This window comes from Phocaeicola intestinalis, assembly GCF_014837065.1.
In the GTDB taxonomy this organism is placed as follows: domain Bacteria; phylum Bacteroidota; class Bacteroidia; order Bacteroidales; family Bacteroidaceae; genus Phocaeicola; species Phocaeicola intestinalis.
This window is the reverse complement of the sequence record NZ_JACSPP010000039.1, coordinates 16,971-35,262: the sequence shown is the minus strand read 5'-3', so window position 1 is coordinate 35,262 and position 18,292 is coordinate 16,971. Positions and strand designations below refer to the sequence as shown.

Here is an 18,292-nt window from a genome sequence, read left to right as displayed (position 1 = left end):
CAAAGTAACACATTAAATTTTGAAGGACAAAATATTTACGTAGGAATTGATGTGCATTTGAAGAGTTGGACAGTAAGGGATTGATACAAAATTACGGTTTTCCCGTTTACTCCTTATATTATATAAGGACGGATTTCGGCAGGTGCCGGCGTTTTGTATCAAAACCGGCTTAAATTGATACGGATATGAACGAGAAACGAAAGATATTGCAATGCCTCATCGAAAACCGGGCTTTCGCGCCTTCGGCTTCCGCACTCGCCAAAGACTTGGAATACGAAAGCAACAAGGCGACCCTTTATCGGATTATGAGGGATGAAACGAAAGACAGTACGGTGGACGACGTGTGGGACAAGCTCCTGGAAGAGCACTGCCTCACGGAAAGGCACTTGTATAACTTAGCGCGTATCTTTGAAGGGGCCGCTTATTTCAGCGACTTGATTCTGCCCGAAATGGACCGGAAACATCCGAAGTGGCTTCGATACTTGCTGCTCATGCTGACCGATGATGATTACGAAGCTTGTTCTCCGGAATTCCAGCAAGAAACCGCCCCGATACTGAAAGACCTGAAAGCGGACGAACCGGATGTGTATTGGGGCATCGTGACGGTGATTTATATACGATGCCGAAATATCGACCCTTATAAGGAAAACCCCCAACGCACTTTCTGCCTGCTGATAGACGAATTGGACAGTATGTTATCCTACTGGTACCCGGAAAGGACGGACGCGCATGAAATTTCTTTCAATCTGAAAGAACTGACAAAAGCATCGAACTTGTGGAAAATCATCGAAAACTGTACCATCTTGTTCCGACGCTATACGGAAGCGGATTTCAGCAGCTATGCCAGTCAAAGCATGATGTTATTCGGTTGGGATGCAAAAAGCTTTTGGCGCATACCCGGGCACCCTTACCTACAAGGCAGCCAAGTATGGGTACTGGTAGAGCATAGTTTCGGGCGTGCCACAAACGGGTGCTACATCGTATTGTGCCTGGAAGCAGGAAAAGACATCTGCACATTCGTACTGAAAGACGCATTGGTGTTTTGCTTTTGGTCGGTAGATAAAGAAGACGACCCGCTCATCCTTCAAGCTTGCCGGGGAACTGGAGCACATAGAGAATGGTGTTTTTATGCCTACGGATATGATGAAGAAACGCATACACTCTATCTGGAAGCCAATCCTGCAACAGGTAATCTATTCGGGCTTCCTGAAGCCATGAAACAGATAAATCTGGAAAAAGCGAAAGACAAAGAAGAAAAAGTGTGGACAAGAATCATGAACAAATGGGATAAAGAACAAGGAAATTCCATCTTCGAACAAGCCAAAGCGTTGTTTGCAGGCAGAATTGACCTGAAAGACACCTACCAGCTGGAAGATGTCAGCATCAGCCGGACTTGCCTGAAGCTCTTCATCAGGCACAATGGGGACAGCCGCACGTACCAATTGCCCATAGAGGCATACGACTTTCTTCAAAAAATCAACCCTACGCAACAAGTGTTGATAGTGAGGCATACAGATGACCAAGACATCTACGTAGAATGGCCCGAAATGGGCTATGGCATCAAATTATCCGAATTCGAGGTACATTAAACCGCAGTAAACATTATCAAAATCCGGCGTAACGAACATTGGCACATTAGCACATTAACACATTAACACATTAGCACATTAACACATTAGCACATTAGCACATTAACACATTAACACATTAGCACATTGGCACATTGTTTATTTGCTCATTTTATATTACCTTTGCTCAAACCAAAAACCAAAAACAAATTATGGATTCTATCAAAAACAGACGTACGATACGCAAGTATAAGCAACAGGACATTCCTGCCGACTTGCTAAACGGATTGCTGGAAGAAGCTTTCCGTGCCCCAACAATGGGTAACATGCAGTTGTATAGCGTCATTATCACACGTGACCCGGCAATGAAAGAACGGCTGGCACCCGCACATTTCCACCAGCCAATGCTGGCAGAGGCTCCCGTGGTGCTGACCTTCTGCGCCGACTTCAACCGCTTTGTGAAGTGGTGTCGCCAACGCAAGGCAGAACCAGGCTACGACAACCTGCTCTCGTTCATGAATGCCAGCATCGATGCTATCATGCTTACACAAAACTTCTGCACACTTGCCGAAGCCGCCGGACTGGGCACCTGTTTCCTGGGCACCACGATTTATAATCCCGACCAAATCATCGAAGTCCTGAACCTGCCCGAACGGGTCATTCCGCTTGCTACCATCACCGTGGGCTATCCCGATGAATGTCCTCCCCAGACCGACCGTCTGCCTTTGGAAGGCATCGTTCACGAAGAGCAATATCATGACTATTCGCCCGAGGACATCGACCGTATCTATGCCTACAAGGAGTCACTGCCCGAGAACAAGCATTTCGTGGAAATCAACCATACCGAAACGCTGGCACAGATTTTCACCGACATCCGCTACACGAAAGAAGGAAACGAGGCAATGTCGAAAGTGCTGAAAGAAACTCTACGCAAGCAGAAGTTTGAGGAATGATGAACTTTTTTAAATGAAGAATGAAGAATCGCTTCGCCACATGGGATTCTTCATTCCTCCAGCTTTGCCTTGATGCGTTCTAGCAGATAAATACAACCTTGCATCTTCGGATTTTCGTAGCATTGGTCTGCTTGCAGAAACAACCTGTGCAATGTTTCTTTCAGGTCTGGGATATATGTAGCCTTGTCCAATTGCAAACTCTTAGGAAGCTCCTTGCTATCGAACCAATGTTCCAGTTCCTGAATTTCTTCTTTCGTATACAAATTGTTAGAATCTTTCATCTTGTCTTTATAATTGAATTAAACTAATCAGAAGGGATAGCCTACAGCAAAGTGGAAAGCAAAATCACGCTTGAAATCAGGTGAAACAATCGGATAACGGTCTTTGCCCGTATACATCGGATTGATGGCTTTCATACCACCGTCGAAACGCAGGATTAGAAAATCGAGGTCAAAACGAATGCCCAAACCATATGCTACTGCCAATTGCTTATAAAAACGGTTGAACTTGAAAACGCCTTCGGTCTGTGTGCCTTGGGTACGAATATTCCACACATTACCGGCATCGATAAATGCCGCACCGTTCAATTTCCAGAACAAATAGGTACGATACTCGATGTTAAGGTCAAGCTTGATATCACCTGTATGATTGACATAATCGATGGTATTCCCGTCTCCCCGGTACGAACCGGGTCCCAGCGTACGCACTCTCCAGCCACGCACACTATTGGCTCCACCCGAGAAATAAAGCTTTTCGAAAGGCAGGCTTCTCGAATTGCCATACGGGCAAGCTATGCCCAACCCAGCATGAAATACCAACGAGTTCCGGTCGTCTATCACAAAATTCTTCGCAAAATCGATATCCATCTTCACATACTGGGCAAAATCGATGTTTGCCAGCTGATAAGCATCGCCGTATTTCGGTTTCTTATGCACCAGACGCGAAAATCCATAAAGCAGATTGCCCGACTCTTCAATATTGAAACGGATGGAATACGAATTGCTCTTGGCAGCCTTCATCGCATTTCCTCCTGCACTGTTGTATGTATAAGTATACCCCATCCGCACGATAAAAAGGTCTTCATAACTATGCCGCAACAAAGGATTGACCTGGTCCATACGGTCAAGATAATCATTGAAAGCACCGGAAATGTAAGGCATGTAAACATAGTTGATGTCGAGCACATCAAACCGGTGCGTAGCTTTTCCCCTACGCGACCACCGGTAACTCCAAGCAGCAGAAGCCAACGTCCGTTCGAACTCCGGACGTACCTGTGAATTGAACTTCACACTGACCTCTGAGGTTGCCCGGACACGCCGTTTGAAGTCGGATGACAAAAAAGGAAACATAAATTCGGGGAAATTGATGCTGCTCTCCACGCCATACTCCACATAATTGCTGTTGGCATACCCCTCCAGTCCGCTTACCGCTTCGTACGCACCACGCAATTTCAAGGTAAACGTTTCCGAGCCTTTAAACAAGTTGCGGTGGATAAATGAAGCCGAAGCGGCTGCTCCTAAATCACCAGCCGAATTGGTACCTTCTATTTCGAATGAAAGGGCTTTGTTTTTGTTCTTAGACAAAAAGATATATGCATCCACACGGGCAGAATCGCCGGGCAACCGTACTTCATCGAAACGGATATTGGAATATTTCAATACTGACAGCCTCGCCAGCGAAGAATAAGTGTCCTGTACATTACGGCTGCAATACAAATCCCCCGGATGTAAATGATTATAATCGGTTACGACCCGCGGACGTAAAAAAGGTCTGTCTTTATAAAAAAGCCCGACTCCACCGGAAGATATCGAATCGAGCCCGCGCAAAGCATCCTCTGACAATTCTGCAAAATCTACCCCCAGCACATAACGCACATTACGCAATGTGTACTGCCTATGGGGTTGAGGCGCATCATCCTTTGTACGGCGGTAAGGCAATAATCTCATTGTCAAACCTACCCGATGCGTATTCAGCATCGTATCCGCCTGATAAGTTATGAAATCTTTATTGAAACGATAATACCCACGGTCCTGCAAGTATTGGGTAATACGCTGACGCTCCTCATCCAGTACGTTTACATCGAAACGCATTCCCTCGTACAGACGGGTATGAGTAGAATCTTCTGCCAGATAAGCGGCTATTTTCGAATCGGAAATGTCATAAGTCAGACGCTCTACAACGTACGGTTGTCCCGAATGAATCGAATAATACACTTTCATCCGGTTGCCCGAAGGCACCTCGTCCATATCTACAGTAGCTCCCATATATCCCATATTCTGTACGGCTTTTTCCATTTCCTCACGGGTTTCCCGAGCAGCCTCACGGTCATATATGACGGGAGCCTCACCTATCTTGCGCCAAAAACGATTCAGCCATTTTGTAGAATCCAGCCCTGAAGCACTATAAATATACATGGGAAGCTTGACAATACTGAACCATTTGGCATTAGAGGTCTGACGGACATAAAGATTCATCTGCGACGACTTAATCTCTTTATTATCCGACTCTATTTTAACATCATGCAACAAATAGCTCCCCTCTGGAATAAACTTGCTCACTGAACAGCCTGCCAGCAACATAACAGCAAGCATCAGGAATACGTTTATCAGAACCTTTTTTTTCATATACTACTCAGAGGGAATGCAAATTTATCCGCAAAGATAGGGATTTATTGAAAATATCTTCTTAGCTTTGCCCGTAAATATTTGTTATTTGTGCGAATCAGGAGTTAAAGTGGTCATGCTTCGCAAGAATTATCACTATGCCCGGTAGTTAAAAGCCCGTGATTCAGCTTTATGAAACAAGCATACAAGTATCGGCTGCTAACTTCCAACCCAAAATGTGAACAATACCACCTTTTCTGACTCCCCTTGTGATTCCTGACAGGTGTCATTTTAAACGAAAACGTATGCTCAGCAAAAACAAAATCAAATACATCCACTCGCTGGAACAGAAAAAGAACCGGAAAGAAGAACAAGCCTTCATCGCCGAAGGACCGAAACTGGTAGGCGACCTGCTGGGGCATTTTACATGCCGGCTGATAGTAGGCACCGACGAATGGCTGAACCAACACCCCTACATCCAAGCTTCCGAAATCATTGTGGTAAAGAGAGATGAACTATCTCGTATCAGCCTGCAGAAAACCCCTCAGGAAGTACTGGCTATCTTCGAACAACTGCCACATAAAGTAGAAGCAGATGCAGCCAGACACTCACTCTGCCTGGCACTGGACGATGTTCAAGATCCCGGAAATGTAGGAACAATAGCACGGGTGGCCGACTGGTTCGGCATCGAACACATATTCTGCTCGCGAGGCACGGCTGACATCTATAACCCCAAAACCGTACAGGCTACGATGGGAGCCATCGCACGCGTAAAATTCCATTACTGTGACCTGGCCGCATTTATCACAGAACAGGCCAAGGCAGACGTTCCCCTCTTCGGTACATTCCTAAACGGAAATAACATATACGAAGAAGCTTTAGATAGCAAAGGCATCATCATAATGGGCAACGAGGGCAATGGCATCAGCCCGGACATAGCCGAAGTTATCAACCACCGCTTGTTCATCCCAAACTATCCGCCTGAAAGAGCCACCAGCGAATCACTGAATGTAGCCATAGCCACAGCTATCGTCTGCGCTGAATTCAGGAGAAGAAAATAAACAAGCCATACTATACCATATGCGGTATCAACGAACATAAGTGATACGACTGACTTACTTATGTGAAACACCCAAGTCACTTATGTGAAACGGTCCACTCACTTATGTTCATCAAAAGGCATACTTGAACAAATGCACAAATTAAAAACTGTTTTGAATTTATCGTGCGATGATTGGGGATGAGTTTTTGTAGAGACACAAAATCTTGCGTCTTTACTATGGGAAGATAGCAGGCTATCTGACGAAGAACAGAAGCGGAAAGGACCAAAAAATCGCCCAAAGCACACACGAAAACGGAAACATCAAGACGAGAAAAACTTTTTGGAGAAATTCAAAACAGTTTCTTAGTTTACTTCGTAAATCGAAAAACAGTAATTATACATTCTCTGCGGTGAAAACATCACTTGCGGAAAGGCGGCTTCACGACTTGTGCTTTCAGCTTCCGCCCGCGGTTGTCCAGATAGATTTCCGTACCGGGTTTCGAGAAAGCGGTTTGTACATAGCCCAAACCGATACCTATCTTGCGAGTAGGCGACATGGTGCCCGAAGTGACATGTCCGATTTCATTTCCATCGGCATCCGCCAACTTATAGCCGTGGCGCGGGATGCCGCGGTCTACCATCTCAAAACCTACCAGCTTGCGGGCAACACCTTCGGCTTTCTGCTTTTCGAGTGCTGCACGATTGGGGAAATCCTTGCTTTCTACAAACTTTGTAATCCACCCCAGTCCGGCTTCGAGGGGCGATGTGGTATCATCGATGTCATTGCCGTACAGACAGAAACCCATCTCTAAGCGCAATGTGTCGCGTGCGCCCAATCCGGCAGGCTTGATGCCGAACTCGGCTCCAGCCTCGAAAATAGCGTCCCAAATGTGTATCGCATCTTGCGGATAGAAATAAAGTTCGAAGCCTCCGGCTCCGGTATAGCCAGTATTCGAGAGAATCACTTGCGGTACTCCGGCAAAATCGCCCACACAGAAATGATAATAGGGTATCTCTGCCAGATTTACCGAGGTCAGTTTCTGCAACACAGACAAAGCTTTCGGTCCCTGTATGGCAAGTTGTGCCATACGGTCGGAAGCGTTTTCCAGTTCAGCACCGGCACGGTTGTGCGATACACACCAGTCCCAGTCTTTCCCGATGTTGGCGGCATTTACCACCAGCATATACTTTTCCGGCTCATAGCAATACACCAGCAAGTCATCGACGATCCCCCCGGTTTCATTGGGAAAGCACGTATATTGTACCTTACCCGGCGTGAGCACAGCCGCATTGTTCGAAGTAATATCTTGGATAAACTGGAGCGCATAAGGACCTTTCACCCAAAATTCGCCCATGTGTGAGACGTCGAACACGCCCACGGCGTTGCACACCGTAAGATGTTCGTCAATGATTCCAGAATATTCGATAGGCATATTGTAGCCCGCAAATTCGTGCATCTTTGCGCCAAGCGCGATGTGTTTCTCTGTAAATGGAGTTGTTTTCATCTGTTTTTCATGTTAAGGTTTATTATTAAGGTCATCACCACAGATTAACCGATTTTTTTATCAACAAATCAGGAGTTAAACATAGTTATACTCCTGATTCGCATAATTAACAAAATCAATACCGCCTAGCGGTAAGCTCGGCAATCTTCACTACCACCTTCATGGCTTTCTCTATAGACTGTATGGGCACAAACTCGTAACGCCCGTGGAAGTTCAAGCCGCCGGCAAAGAGGTTTGGACAGGGCAGGCCTTTAAACGAGAGCTGGGCACCATCCGTACCTCCGCGGATAGCTTTCACTTTCGGCTCCACACCTGCCTCCTGCATGGCAGCAAAAGCGATATCAATGATGTGCATCAGCGGCTCTACCTGCTGGCGCATGTTGTAGTATTGGTCTTTCACCTCTACCGTTACCGTACCCGCTCCGTATTTTTCGTTCAGCTTGTCGGCACACACTTTCATCAGCGCCTTGCGTGCCTCAAATTTCACACGGTCATGGTCGCGGATAATGTACGAAACCGTAGTATGTTCCACCTCTCCTTCCATACCTATCAGGTGGAAGAAACCTTCGTAGCCTTCGGTCGTGGCAGGAGTTTCGGCATCAGGGAGCAAGGACACGAACTCGTTTGCTACCAGCAACGAATTGACCATCTTGCCTTTGGCATATCCAGGATGCACGTTCAGACCTTTTACCTGCACCTTTGCCGAAGCCGCATTGAAATTCTCAAACTCCAGCTCGCCCACTTCGCCTCCGTCCATCGTGTATGCCCATTTGCATCCGAACTTCTCCACATCGAACTTGTGCGCTCCCAGTCCGATTTCCTCGTCAGGATTGAAACCGATGCGGATTTTTCCATGCTTGATTTCGGGATGCTCCTTCAGATAAGCCATTGCCCCTACGATTTCGGCAATGCCTGCCTTATCATCGGCTCCCAGCAGGGTTCGCCCGTCAGTCACTATCAAGTCCTCGCCTATATGGTCGAGCAATTCGGGAAACTGTCCGGGTGACAACACGATACCTTCTTCCTCACACAAGGGTATATCCTGACCTTGGTAATCGGCCACAATGCGCGGACGTACATCCGCACCCGACATATCGGGACTGGTATCCATGTGAGCGATGAAACCAATGGTAGGGATATCACGGTCCACATTAGCCGGAAGGGTAGCAAAAAGGTAACCGTTCTCATCGAGTGAGATTTCCTCCAGCCCTAATGCTTCCAATTCCGATTGCAAATATTTGGCGAACACCATCTGTCCGGGAGTGCTGGGTGTCACACCGGCATTCTCGTCCGACTGAGTGTCGAAAGAAACGTACTTCAAAAAACGTTCTATTACTGTCATAATCTTTTAAGTTAAATTTTTAGCAATGATTAGTGATGTAAAAGTAGAAAATAGCCGGCATACCGCCAAACATACGAAGTTAAAAAGCTATACCGAGACCATTAAAAAGCCATACAAGACCACAAACTTAATTAAGTTCTTCTAATTTTAAGCCTCCAAGTGCCCAAGTTTTTATACCTTTGCGACTGATAACATTTTGAATATGAAAAAACTGATTACACTCTGCATCCTGTGCTTGACGGCATCGCTCGGCTTTGCCCAAGAGACGGACACCCTCCGGCTTCCTGCCGACACGCTTTCCCCGCCAATGACTCTGAGCAAGAAAGAACTGCACCGCCAGAAGGTAGCACGACGAAACTTCCATTACAATATATTGGGAGGACCCAGCTTCAGCCCCGACTTCGGATTTCTGGTAGGCGGAAGTGCACTGATGACGTTCCGCATGAATCCCAAAGACACTACCATGCGCCGCTCAGTACTCCCCTTTGCCATGGCATTCATCTTCAAAGGCGGACTGAATATCCAAGTAAAGCCCCAACTGTTTTTCAAGAACGACCGCTTCCGCATCTTCGGACAATTCACTTACAAAAACACGCAAGAGAACTTCTACGGCGTGGGCTATTCTACCAACAAAAATTACGAACGGAGTGACAGTACCAGCCAATACCGCTACAGCGGTGTGCAGATAAACCCCTGGTTTCTGTTCCGCATCAAGGAGACCGACTGGTTTATCGGCCCGCAAATCGACCTGAACTACGACAAGATAAGCAGTCCGGCAAAACATCTGGCACACCAAGCAGATTACGTGCGCGCCGGAGGTACCGAATCGGGCTACAAGAACTTCAGCTCGGGCATCGGCTTCCTCGTCACCTACGACACGCGTGACATCCCTGCCAACCCTTACCGAGGGCTGTACTTCGACATCCGTGGACTGCTGTACCAGAAATGGCTGGGAAGTGACAACGATTTCTACCGCTTCGAGCTGGATTACCGCCAATACAAGTCGGTAGGCGAACGGAAAGTACTCGCCTGGACGGTACAGACCAAGAACGTATTCGGCAACAACATTCCACTGAACAAATACGTGCTGAGCGGTACGCCGTTCGACCTGCGCGGATACTACATGGGGCAATACCGCGACAAGAGCGGCCACGTGGCACTGGTGGAATACCGCCAGATGTTCAACACCGACCGCAGCAACTGGCTGAAGCGCATCGTCCACCACTTGGGCTTCGTAGCCTGGGGAGGAGCCGGATTCATGGGTCCTAATCCGGTGAAGATAGAAGGCGTGTTGCCCAACGCCGGCTTGGGCCTGCGCATCGAAGTGCAGCCGCGCATGAACGTCCGCCTCGACTTCGGGCGCAACTTCATCAACCGCCAGAACCTGTTCTACTTCAACATGACAGAAGCGTTCTGATCCGTCGATAAGTAATCAATGATATACGACAAGCTCTGAAAACACAGATTTTCGCAGATTAACGCAGATTTGGCAGGTAATTATAGCCACTCGGAAATATGCAACTATATCCGTCCGTGTGTGCATATATATGTCCCCCGTATCCATTATAGTTGCATCACAACGGTAATGACAATGACAACAGACAATTGACAACTACTCCGGCTTAGAATAATGGTCAATTATCCATTGCCAATTGGTGAGAAAAGGGAAATCAGAAGCGACTCGAACCGTCGAAGCAATGCGTGCAGACCTTGCACTTAGGCAAGCCTATGGCGTTTATCAGCGTCTCCAGCGTATTGAATTTCAACGATGTGAGACCAAATCGCGCACGGATACGTTCTACCAGTTCATTGTACTCGGGTGAGCCGGTAGTGGCATAGCGGTCTAATTTCGCATTACCGTCACCCTCTATCTCTTCGATAATGCGGCGAGTAATCAGTTCCATGTCGCTCTTCGACGAGGTAAAGGCGATGAACGGACAGCCGTAAATCAGCGGCGGGCAGGCGATACGCATGTGGATTTCCTTGGCACCATAGTCGTAGAGGATTTTCACGTTGTCGCGCAACTGGGTGCCACGCACGATGGAGTCATCGCAGAACAACACCCGTTTGCCTTGCAGCATGGCACGGTTGGGGATGAGTTTCATTTTTGCCACCAGCGAGCGCATCTCCTGATTACTGGGTGTGAAGCTGCGCGGCCAGGTAGGAGTGTACTTGGCAATGCCACGGTGATAAGGTACGCCTTTGCCCTCGGCATAGCCCAACGCCATGCCTACACCCGAATCGGGAATGCCGCAGGCGCAGTCCACTTCCGACTCATCGGTACGTCCCATCTCGTAACCGCTCTTGAAGCGCACTTCTTCTACGTTGCGCCCCTCGTAGCACGACACGGGGAAGCCGTAATACACCCACAGGAAGGAGCATACCTGCATCTCCTCGTTGGGCTTGCGCAGCTGCTCTACGCCTCCGGCACGCACACGGACTATCTCGCCCGGTCCCACGTAGCCGGTTATCTCGAAATCAAGGTTAGGCAGGCTGCACGACTCACTGGTCACGGCATACGCGCCCTCTTTCTTTCCGATGATGATGGGCGTCCGTCCCAGCCGGTCACGGGCGGCGATGATACCATCCTCGGTAAGAAGCAGCATCGAGCACGAGCCTTTCACCTTAGCATATACGTTTTCGATGCCCTCGACGAAATTTTTTCCTTGCACGATGAGCAATGCCACCAGCTCGGTAGGGTTGGTTTTCCCCATACTCATTTCGGCAAAGTGCATATTGGCATCCAGCAATTCTTTCTCCAGTTCGGAGATATTATTGATTTTGGCAACCGTCACTATCGCAAACCGTCCCAGATGTGAATTAATCATAATGGGTTGTGGGTCGGTATCACTGATAACGCCGATACCCGATTTGCCCTTAAACTTTGATAACTCCGACTCGAATTTGGTACGGAAGTACGAATTGTCTATACTATGAATCGACCTTGCGAAACCCGATGTTTCATCGTAAGTAGCCATCCCTGCACGTTTGGTTCCCAAGTGCGAATTGTAATCCGTACCGTAAAACAAATCGGTCACACATTCAGCCATAGAGACTGTTCCGAAAAAACCACCCATTTTTGCTATGTTAAGTTGTTAAAATTGTAAAGTAAGTAAATCGCCTGCAAAATTACAGAAAAGTACCGAAAAAACAGCTGGCGGAAAGAGAATTTTCCTTCCAGCCAGCTTCTGTATGTTTAGCGGTCGAGCTCACGCAGCCATTTCTCCAGCTCACCGGTCCATTGGCGTTTGTAAAGGAAGCTGTCGCGGAATCCCCAGCCGTGTCCGCCGACGGGATAGGTGTGCAGGCTTGCCGAGACACCGTTTTTCACCAGTGCCGTATAATAGTTCACGCTGTTGGCTACGGGTACGGCACCGTCATCGCTGCTGTGCATGATGAATGCCTGAGGAGTTTCGGGTGTGACTTGCAGTTCGTTCGAGTACTTTTGTTCGAGTTCTTTTGAAGGATTCTTTCCTAATAGGTTGTCGTGCGAACCCATGTGGGTGTAAGCAGGATCCATCGTAATGACTGGATAGAACAGAATCTGGAAGTCGGGACGTGTCTCTGCGTCTGTAAAATGGGTTGCGGCGGTGCTTGCCAGATGTCCGCCTGCCGAAGCGCCCATGATGCCCAGCTTTTGGATGTTCCATTCTTTTGCATGCTGGCGCATGATGCGGAGTGCCTGTTGGGCATCGCTCAGGGGGACTTCATTGTTTCCGTTAGGCATACGGTAGGTCAGTACGGCGTATGTAATGCCTTGGCTGTTGAACCAGTTTGCCATATCATGCCCTTCGTGGTTCATGGCGAGATGACTGTATCCACCTCCCGGGCACATCACGATGGCAAGTCCGTTGCTTTCTTTAGCGGGATAGACTTCGATGGTCGGTTCTGCTACATAGAGCGGACCTTTTTCCACTTGGCTGGTCATGCCGTTGTCATTGGGCGCGCCGTTTTGCCACAACTTGATTTTGACAGGTTCCTGCGCCGCAAGCAGCGTAGAAACAAAGAGTAAACTCATTAATGCTAACTTTTTCATGGTGTTTTATTTTTTATTAGGTACCAGGTGACCAGGGACGAGGTACTAGGCCTTAGATAGCATAAGTAAAACTATTCAAAACCTAGTCACCTCGTACCTCGTCAACTAGTCAACTTTATTTATTTTCATACTCGCTTTTACTAAATATATAATAAGGAGTGCGTATGCAATGAGCGATACTACTTGGCTCATCGGGTTTTCCAGCCACACTTCGTTCACCAGATTAATGCCTCCGAAACGCATCGCGGCACTTATCACACCCATCAGTGCACCGCCGGCTATGAAGCCCGAAGCCAGTAAAGTGCCCTTTTCTCCACGCGCCGCATTGACCGCTTCGTCCTTGCTACGGGTGGTGACGTACCAGTTGATGGCACCGCCTACAATAAGCGGCAGGTTCAGCTCCAAGGGGATAAACATACCTAAGGCAAAGGCAAGTGCCGGGACTTTGAAATAAGTCAGCACCAATGCCAGTGCGGCACCGATGCCATAAAGCAGCCACGGAGCCGACACACCGTTCATCAGCGGGTCGATGACGGCAGCCATGGCATTGGCTTGCGGTGCGGCAAGTGCACCCGAAGAGAATCCGTAGGTCTTGTTCAGTATCATGATAACACCGCCTACGGTAGCAGCCGATACCAGTGTGCCCAGGAATTTCCACGTCTGTTGCTTGGCGGGCGTGCTTCCCAGCCAATAGCCGATTTTCAGGTCGGTAATGAAGCCGCCTGCCATCGAGAGGGCAGTACATACCACGCCTCCCATAACCAATGCCGCAACCATGCCCGTAGCACCTTTCAGCCCTACGGCAACCATCACCACCGATGCCAGAATCAGGGTCATCAGCGTCATGCCCGACACGGGATTGGTGCCCACGATGGCAATGGCATTGGCGGCTACCGTGGTAAACAGGAACGAGATGCCTGCCACGAGGATGATTGCTACAATGGTGTGCAGCAAATTGCCTTGCATCACATCGAAATAGAAGAACAGCGCCACAAGGATAATGGTGACAATCGACCCGATGGCGATGATTTTCATCGACAAGTCTTTCTGTGTGCGCACCACGCCGGCATCTGCCTTCTTGCCTTTCATCTCTTTGGCGGCAAGCCCTACGGCACTCTTGATGATGCTCCACGAGCGCACGATGCCGATAATGCCCGCCATGGCGATGCCTCCGATGCCGATACTCTTGGCATATTCGGCAAAGATGGTTTCGGGCGACATCGAGCCTACGGTCTGCGTGATAGCCGGATTCCAGGCGTTCAATACCTGGTCGCCCCACAGCATTGCGATGCCCGGTACGATGATAATCCATACTGCGAGCGAGCCGGCGCAGATAATGGCGGCATATTTCAACCCTACGATATACCCCAGCCCCAAGACCGCTGCTCCGGTATTGATTTTAAGCACCAGCTTCGCCTTGTCGGCAATCGTCTCGCCCCAGCCGCACACGCGGGTGGTGAAGTTCTCGTTCCACCACCCGAAGGTAGCTACGATAAAGTCGTACAGACCGCCGATGAGTCCGGCAAAGAGCAACGGTTTCGCCTGGCTTCCTCCCTTTTCGCCCGAAATCAGCACCTGCGTGCTGGCGGTGGCTTCGGGAAAAGGATATTCGCCGTGCTTCTCGCTTACGAAATACTTGCGGAAAGGAATGAGAAACAGGATACCAAGGATACCTCCCAGCAAAGAGCTGATGAACATCTGGAAAAAGTCGACCGTCATTTCCGGATACTTGTCCTGAAGGATGTAAAGTGCCGGAAGGGTGAAGATGGCTCCGGCTACGATAACGCCCGAACATGCTCCGATGGACTGGATGATGACGTTTTCGCCCAGTGCGCTTTTACGCTTGGCGGCTCCAGACACTCCCACGGCAATGATGGCGATGGGGATGGCGGCTTCGAATACCTGCCCCACTTTCAACCCCAAGTATGCCGCTGCTGCCGAGAAGAGTACTGCCATGGCGATGCCCCACGTCACCGACCAGGCATTTACTTCAGGATAATTCTTGTCGGGCGACATCAGGGGGTGGTATTGTTCGCCCGGTTTCAGTGGACGGAACGCGTTTTCGGGCAGTCCCGTCGGTTTTTCATCTGTTTCTTTCATGTTGTGTTATTATTTTTAGTTTCAATTTATCTTTTCGTGCCAGATGAAGCCTTATGCATCGTTCCCAGTGTAATGTAAACTGTCAGCTATTAATTATTAATTGTTAATTATTAATTGTTAATTGTTAATTATTAATTATAACTTATCTTGCGATGTACTTCTCCATCCCTTCGGTGTAGTAGATGTCCGTTTTCCCGTCGTCTTTGCTATAGATAAAGTATGCGTCCAGCTCGGGATGGGCATGGCAGACGGCTTTGGCAGAATCCAGCCCCAATACCATGAAGGCGGTGGCGTAAGCATCTGCCTTGGCACAGTTGTCGGCGATGACCGTAGCCGAGAGGATGTTGTGCTGTATCGGGTAGCCTGTACGCGGGTCGATGGTATGGGCGTATTTCTTGCCGTCCTTGTAATAGAAGTTGCGGTAGTTGCCCGAAGTGGCAAGCCCTACGCCGCTCACCTGCAATACGGTCTGCAACTCCTGGTTCACTGCCAGCGAGTCGTCTATGGGCTTGTTGATGCCGATGCGCCAGGGTTTCATCTGTGCGTTTTCACCTTTCATCACCAGTTCTCCCCCGATGTCTACCATATAGTTGCGTATGCCTTTCCGGTCCAGCAGGCGTGCCACACAGTCTACACCGAAGCCTTTGGCAATGGCACTGCAGTCCAGCATCGTGCGCGGGTCGCTCTTGACAATCCTTCCGTTTTCCAGCTTCACCTTATCGTATCCGACGAATTGGCGCAAGCTGTCGATGGTAGCCGAATCTACTTGCGATGCATTCTTGAACCCGAATCCCCAGGCATTCACCAGCGGAGCAACGGTAATGTCGAACGCGCCGTGTGTCTCTTCCGATACCTGCCGGGCAAGGCGGTACACATAGTCGAACAGGGAGTCGGTCTGCATATCCGTATTGTCGTTGATGCGCGTAATGACCGATGCCTTGTTGAAAGGCGAAAGCGAACGGTCTACCCGTTGCAGCTCGGCTTCTATCTCGGCTTTCAGGTTCTCTTTCGACTGGTAAGTGATTTTATACATCGTACCGAACACCAGCCCCTGGTCGGTCTGGTAAGGTGCCTGCTTGCGCAATATCCATACGGTACCCACGACGAGCAGCAGCAGGAAAGGGATTTGCCATTTCAGTCCGTTTTTTTTCTTCATGTTTTCTATTGTTTTTATATCTGTTTATAGGTGACGAGGTAACAAGTTGACGAGTTGACGAGGTTCTCAGATAGTTTTGCCAATGGTATCTAAAAACCTTGTCACTTGGTACCTTGTTAACTCGTTACCTGGAGAGTAAGTGTTCGCAAAGTATCTTTACGCCGATGCCTATCAATACCAGCCCGCCGAACAATTCCATCCGCAAGTTGAAGCGTTTCCCGAAAAAGATGCCGATAAGGCTTCCTGCCAGCGAGAGGACGAACGAGGCAAGCCCGATGGCAACGAGCGGAAGAAGCAGGCTCTGTAGCTCCTTGAATCCGGTGAAGGCAAACGAGATGCCCACCGCCAGTGCATCAATGCTGGTAGCAATGGCAAGGGTGATGATGACCTTCAGCCGGGTAGGGTCGAAGCTGTGTTCTTCGCTGTCCTTGAAATGCTCGCGTATCATGCGGATGCCTAAAAAAGCGAGCAGCCCGAAGGCTACCCAATGGTCGTAAGCCTCGATGAGGTGGCTGAAATGGCTTGCCCCAAGCCAGCCCAGCAAAGGCATTAAAGCCTGGAAGAAGCCGAAAAAGAACGCCATCGTCAGAAACGTATTCCACCGGATGCGCCGTAATATGATGCCGCTGGTGACGGACACCGTGAAGCAATCGATGGCGAGGCTCACGGCAAGCAAAAGAATTGCGAATATACCCATTTGTGTCAGTTATTAATTAGTTGACAAGGTGACGAGTTAACAAGGTGACGAGGTTTCAGATACTTTGGTTAACTATTCAAGACCTTGTCACCTTGTCTCCTTGTCACCTTGTTCCCTTAAAACGGAAGATTATAAATCAAGTTATACGTCAGGTTGAAGCTGCTGCTGGCGTTCTTGCCAAAGCCGGGCACGTACCAGGGGACCGAGTTCTCGTGATTGTCGATGCTCATGCGCATCTTGTAGCGCACCGCCCATCCCATGTGGAAACGTTTGTAAATCCTTACCTTGATGCCTACTACACCTTCCAGCCAGCTTGCCTTGCTTTTCATGCCCGAATACGAAAAAGGCACCGTAGTCCCTCCATAATTGGGGTCAGTCATGTCAGGTCCGCTCACGTCGTAGGTGAACGAACTCATGCCGTAACGCAGGCCCACATACAGATAACCGGGCAGGTAAGGCTTCAGGTAGAACACGTTATAGTCCATGCCTATCCGGAAATAAGGCGCCGATGTCTTGTAGTGCATGTCGTTGGCATCATTGACGACATCGGTTTTCCCGTAGCCTATTTCGAGGGTAGGCAAAAAACGGTTCTTCAGGTTACTTTGCAATAAAATTTCGCTGCTCATGATGTCTCCTCCCAGCAGGTAGCCGCCTATGCCGGCTATTTCCACGCCGATAGAACTTCCCTGATAGAACGGGGAAGCCTTGTAGTCGGCCTTTAGCTGCTCCTTGTCTTTCTTTTGTGCCCATGACGGGGCAGGGAACAGAAAGAGAAGGCTACTGCTCAACACCAGAAACAGTGAAATAGATGCGGATATTTTCTTTCTCATTGTTGTCGATATTCGGGTTAGTGATGGTGATAGAGTCGAGCCTGTGGTGGGTGTGCGCCGTGCCGGTGATTTCGTAGAACATCATGCTTCCGCAATCCAGGTTGGTGAAATACGGGATGTTCCGGTGGTCAATCCGGATGGTGTCGCGTCCCACATAACCGACATCCAGCGCGTGATAGATAAAGACAAACTGGGTGTAGGCATCGTAGCTCAAAGGAAGGCTGAAGCTGCTTGCCGCCGCCTCCTGATTGATAAGCGTGTCAGATACAAGTGTATCAGAAGAAGTGGTCTGACCTACGATAGTGATGGTGTCAGAAGTATTGAATGTCCGTCCGTTTTGGTCTACCAGCGAAAAATGCAGGTACGACAAGGCGTTGGGCGGGCAGTTTTCCACTTCACAGCCTGGAACCAACAGTCCTGCTAACGCCAATATGCAGAATATGACCGGTAGTCTTTTCAT

At 48.9% G+C, this 18,292-nt stretch carries 15 protein-coding genes; 4 read left to right on the top strand and 11 right to left on the bottom strand.

Annotated elements, in window-relative coordinates; translation table 11 throughout:
• The first annotated feature begins 185 nt into the window (after window positions 1–185).
• Both H9625_RS11875 and H9625_RS11870 read left to right on the top strand, forming a co-directional pair.
• Window positions 186–1,589, top strand: a complete 1,404-nt coding sequence (locus H9625_RS11875) for a hypothetical protein (protein WP_191764483.1) — start codon at window positions 186–188, stop codon at window positions 1,587–1,589.
• Between the two features lie 191 nt (window positions 1,590–1,780).
• Entirely contained in the window at window positions 1,781–2,521 is a 741-nt protein-coding gene (locus H9625_RS11870; RefSeq protein ID WP_022040428.1) for an NADPH-dependent oxidoreductase, read from the top strand.
• Between the two features lie 50 nt (window positions 2,522–2,571).
• Here H9625_RS11870 and H9625_RS11865 read toward each other — a convergent pair whose 3' ends face one another.
• Entirely contained in the window at window positions 2,572–2,802 is a 231-nt protein-coding gene (locus H9625_RS11865; protein WP_087208372.1) for a DUF6965 family protein, read from the bottom strand.
• 27 nt (window positions 2,803–2,829) lie between these two features.
• Entirely contained in the window at window positions 2,830–5,145 is a 2,316-nt protein-coding gene (gene tamL / locus H9625_RS11860) for a translocation and assembly module lipoprotein TamL (protein WP_191764481.1), read from the bottom strand.
• A 284-nt stretch (window positions 5,146–5,429) separates the two neighbouring features.
• On the opposite strand from tamL, the gene H9625_RS11855 reads away from it, so the two are divergent.
• On the top strand, window positions 5,430–6,185 hold the full coding sequence (locus H9625_RS11855) for a TrmH family RNA methyltransferase (protein ID WP_191764479.1): 756 nt from the start codon (window positions 5,430–5,432) through the stop codon (window positions 6,183–6,185).
• A gap of 400 nt (window positions 6,186–6,585) precedes the next feature.
• On the opposite strand, the gene gcvT is transcribed toward H9625_RS11855, so the two are convergent.
• Together gcvT and pepT are read right to left on the bottom strand one after the other, a co-directional pair.
• Window positions 6,586–7,671: a glycine cleavage system aminomethyltransferase GcvT gene (gcvT, locus tag H9625_RS11850; RefSeq protein ID WP_191764477.1), complete on the bottom strand. Its 1,086-nt coding sequence runs from the start codon at window positions 7,669–7,671 to the stop codon at window positions 6,586–6,588.
• A gap of 115 nt (window positions 7,672–7,786) precedes the next feature.
• Window positions 7,787–9,013, bottom strand: a complete 1,227-nt coding sequence (pepT, locus tag H9625_RS11845) for a peptidase T (RefSeq protein ID WP_022039638.1) — start codon at window positions 9,011–9,013, stop codon at window positions 7,787–7,789.
• Window positions 9,014–9,215: 202 nt separating this feature from the next.
• On the opposite strand from pepT, the gene H9625_RS11840 reads away from it, so the two are divergent.
• Window positions 9,216–10,430: a BamA/TamA family outer membrane protein gene (locus H9625_RS11840; RefSeq protein WP_087209261.1), complete on the top strand. Its 1,215-nt coding sequence runs from the start codon at window positions 9,216–9,218 to the stop codon at window positions 10,428–10,430.
• 253 nt (window positions 10,431–10,683) lie between these two features.
• On the opposite strand, the gene H9625_RS11835 is transcribed toward H9625_RS11840, so the two are convergent.
• The 7 genes from H9625_RS11835 to H9625_RS11805 form a co-directional block, all read right to left on the bottom strand.
• A complete protein-coding gene (locus tag H9625_RS11835; RefSeq protein WP_022039641.1) occupies window positions 10,684–12,090 on the bottom strand; it encodes an amidophosphoribosyltransferase in 1,407 nt (468 codons plus the stop codon).
• Between the two features lie 119 nt (window positions 12,091–12,209).
• Complete coding sequence (locus tag H9625_RS11830) at window positions 12,210–13,049, bottom strand: alpha/beta hydrolase (protein WP_022039642.1); 840 nt, start codon at window positions 13,047–13,049, stop codon at window positions 12,210–12,212.
• Between the two features lie 105 nt (window positions 13,050–13,154).
• Window positions 13,155–15,149 carry an OPT family oligopeptide transporter gene (locus tag H9625_RS11825; RefSeq protein ID WP_191764475.1) on the bottom strand — a complete coding sequence of 665 codons (1,995 nt, stop codon included), beginning with the start codon at window positions 15,147–15,149 and terminating at the stop codon, window positions 13,155–13,157.
• Window positions 15,150–15,291: 142 nt separating this feature from the next.
• Window positions 15,292–16,305 carry an FAD:protein FMN transferase gene (locus H9625_RS11820; RefSeq protein WP_013617350.1) on the bottom strand — a complete coding sequence of 338 codons (1,014 nt, stop codon included), beginning with the start codon at window positions 16,303–16,305 and terminating at the stop codon, window positions 15,292–15,294.
• Between the two features lie 124 nt (window positions 16,306–16,429).
• Window positions 16,430–17,002 (bottom strand): manganese efflux pump MntP, encoded by a 573-nt coding sequence (locus H9625_RS11815; protein WP_087213331.1) that lies wholly within the window; start codon window positions 17,000–17,002, stop codon window positions 16,430–16,432.
• A 116-nt stretch (window positions 17,003–17,118) separates the two neighbouring features.
• Window positions 17,119–17,832, bottom strand: a complete 714-nt coding sequence (locus H9625_RS11810; RefSeq protein ID WP_087213328.1) for a DUF6048 family protein — start codon at window positions 17,830–17,832, stop codon at window positions 17,119–17,121.
• Window positions 17,780–18,292, bottom strand: coding sequence for a DUF6452 family protein (locus H9625_RS11805; RefSeq protein WP_087397039.1), 513 nt, complete (start codon window positions 18,290–18,292; stop codon window positions 17,780–17,782). Before H9625_RS11805 ends, H9625_RS11810 begins: the two co-directional genes overlap by 53 nt.

Bases quoted from the DNA above. Each gene is read 5' to 3' on its own strand.
- tamL (WP_191764481.1), bottom strand. From the start codon at position 5,145: ATGAAAAAAAAGGTTCTGATAAACGTATTCCTGATGCTTGCTGTTATG.
- H9625_RS11830 (WP_022039642.1), bottom strand. From the start codon at position 13,049: ATGAAAAAGTTAGCATTAATGAGTTTACTCTTTGTTTCTACGCTGCTT.
- H9625_RS11835 (WP_022039641.1), bottom strand. From the start codon at position 12,090: ATGGGTGGTTTTTTCGGAACAGTCTCTATGGCTGAATGTGTGACCGAT.
- H9625_RS11815 (WP_087213331.1), bottom strand. From the start codon at position 17,002: ATGGGTATATTCGCAATTCTTTTGCTTGCCGTGAGCCTCGCCATCGAT.
- H9625_RS11805 (WP_087397039.1), bottom strand. From the start codon at position 18,292: ATGAAAAGACTACCGGTCATATTCTGCATATTGGCGTTAGCAGGACTG.
- H9625_RS11865 (WP_087208372.1), bottom strand. From the start codon at position 2,802: ATGAAAGATTCTAACAATTTGTATACGAAAGAAGAAATTCAGGAACTG.
- H9625_RS11875 (WP_191764483.1), top strand. From the start codon at position 186: ATGAACGAGAAACGAAAGATATTGCAATGCCTCATCGAAAACCGGGCT.
- H9625_RS11825 (WP_191764475.1), bottom strand. From the start codon at position 15,149: ATGAAAGAAACAGATGAAAAACCGACGGGACTGCCCGAAAACGCGTTC.
- gcvT (WP_191764477.1), bottom strand. From the start codon at position 7,671: ATGAAAACAACTCCATTTACAGAGAAACACATCGCGCTTGGCGCAAAG.
- H9625_RS11840 (WP_087209261.1), top strand. From the start codon at position 9,216: ATGAAAAAACTGATTACACTCTGCATCCTGTGCTTGACGGCATCGCTC.
- H9625_RS11810 (WP_087213328.1), bottom strand. From the start codon at position 17,832: ATGAGAAAGAAAATATCCGCATCTATTTCACTGTTTCTGGTGTTGAGC.
- H9625_RS11870 (WP_022040428.1), top strand. From the start codon at position 1,781: ATGGATTCTATCAAAAACAGACGTACGATACGCAAGTATAAGCAACAG.
- H9625_RS11820 (WP_013617350.1), bottom strand. From the start codon at position 16,305: ATGAAGAAAAAAAACGGACTGAAATGGCAAATCCCTTTCCTGCTGCTG.
- pepT (WP_022039638.1), bottom strand. From the start codon at position 9,013: ATGACAGTAATAGAACGTTTTTTGAAGTACGTTTCTTTCGACACTCAG.
- H9625_RS11855 (WP_191764479.1), top strand. From the start codon at position 5,430: ATGCTCAGCAAAAACAAAATCAAATACATCCACTCGCTGGAACAGAAA.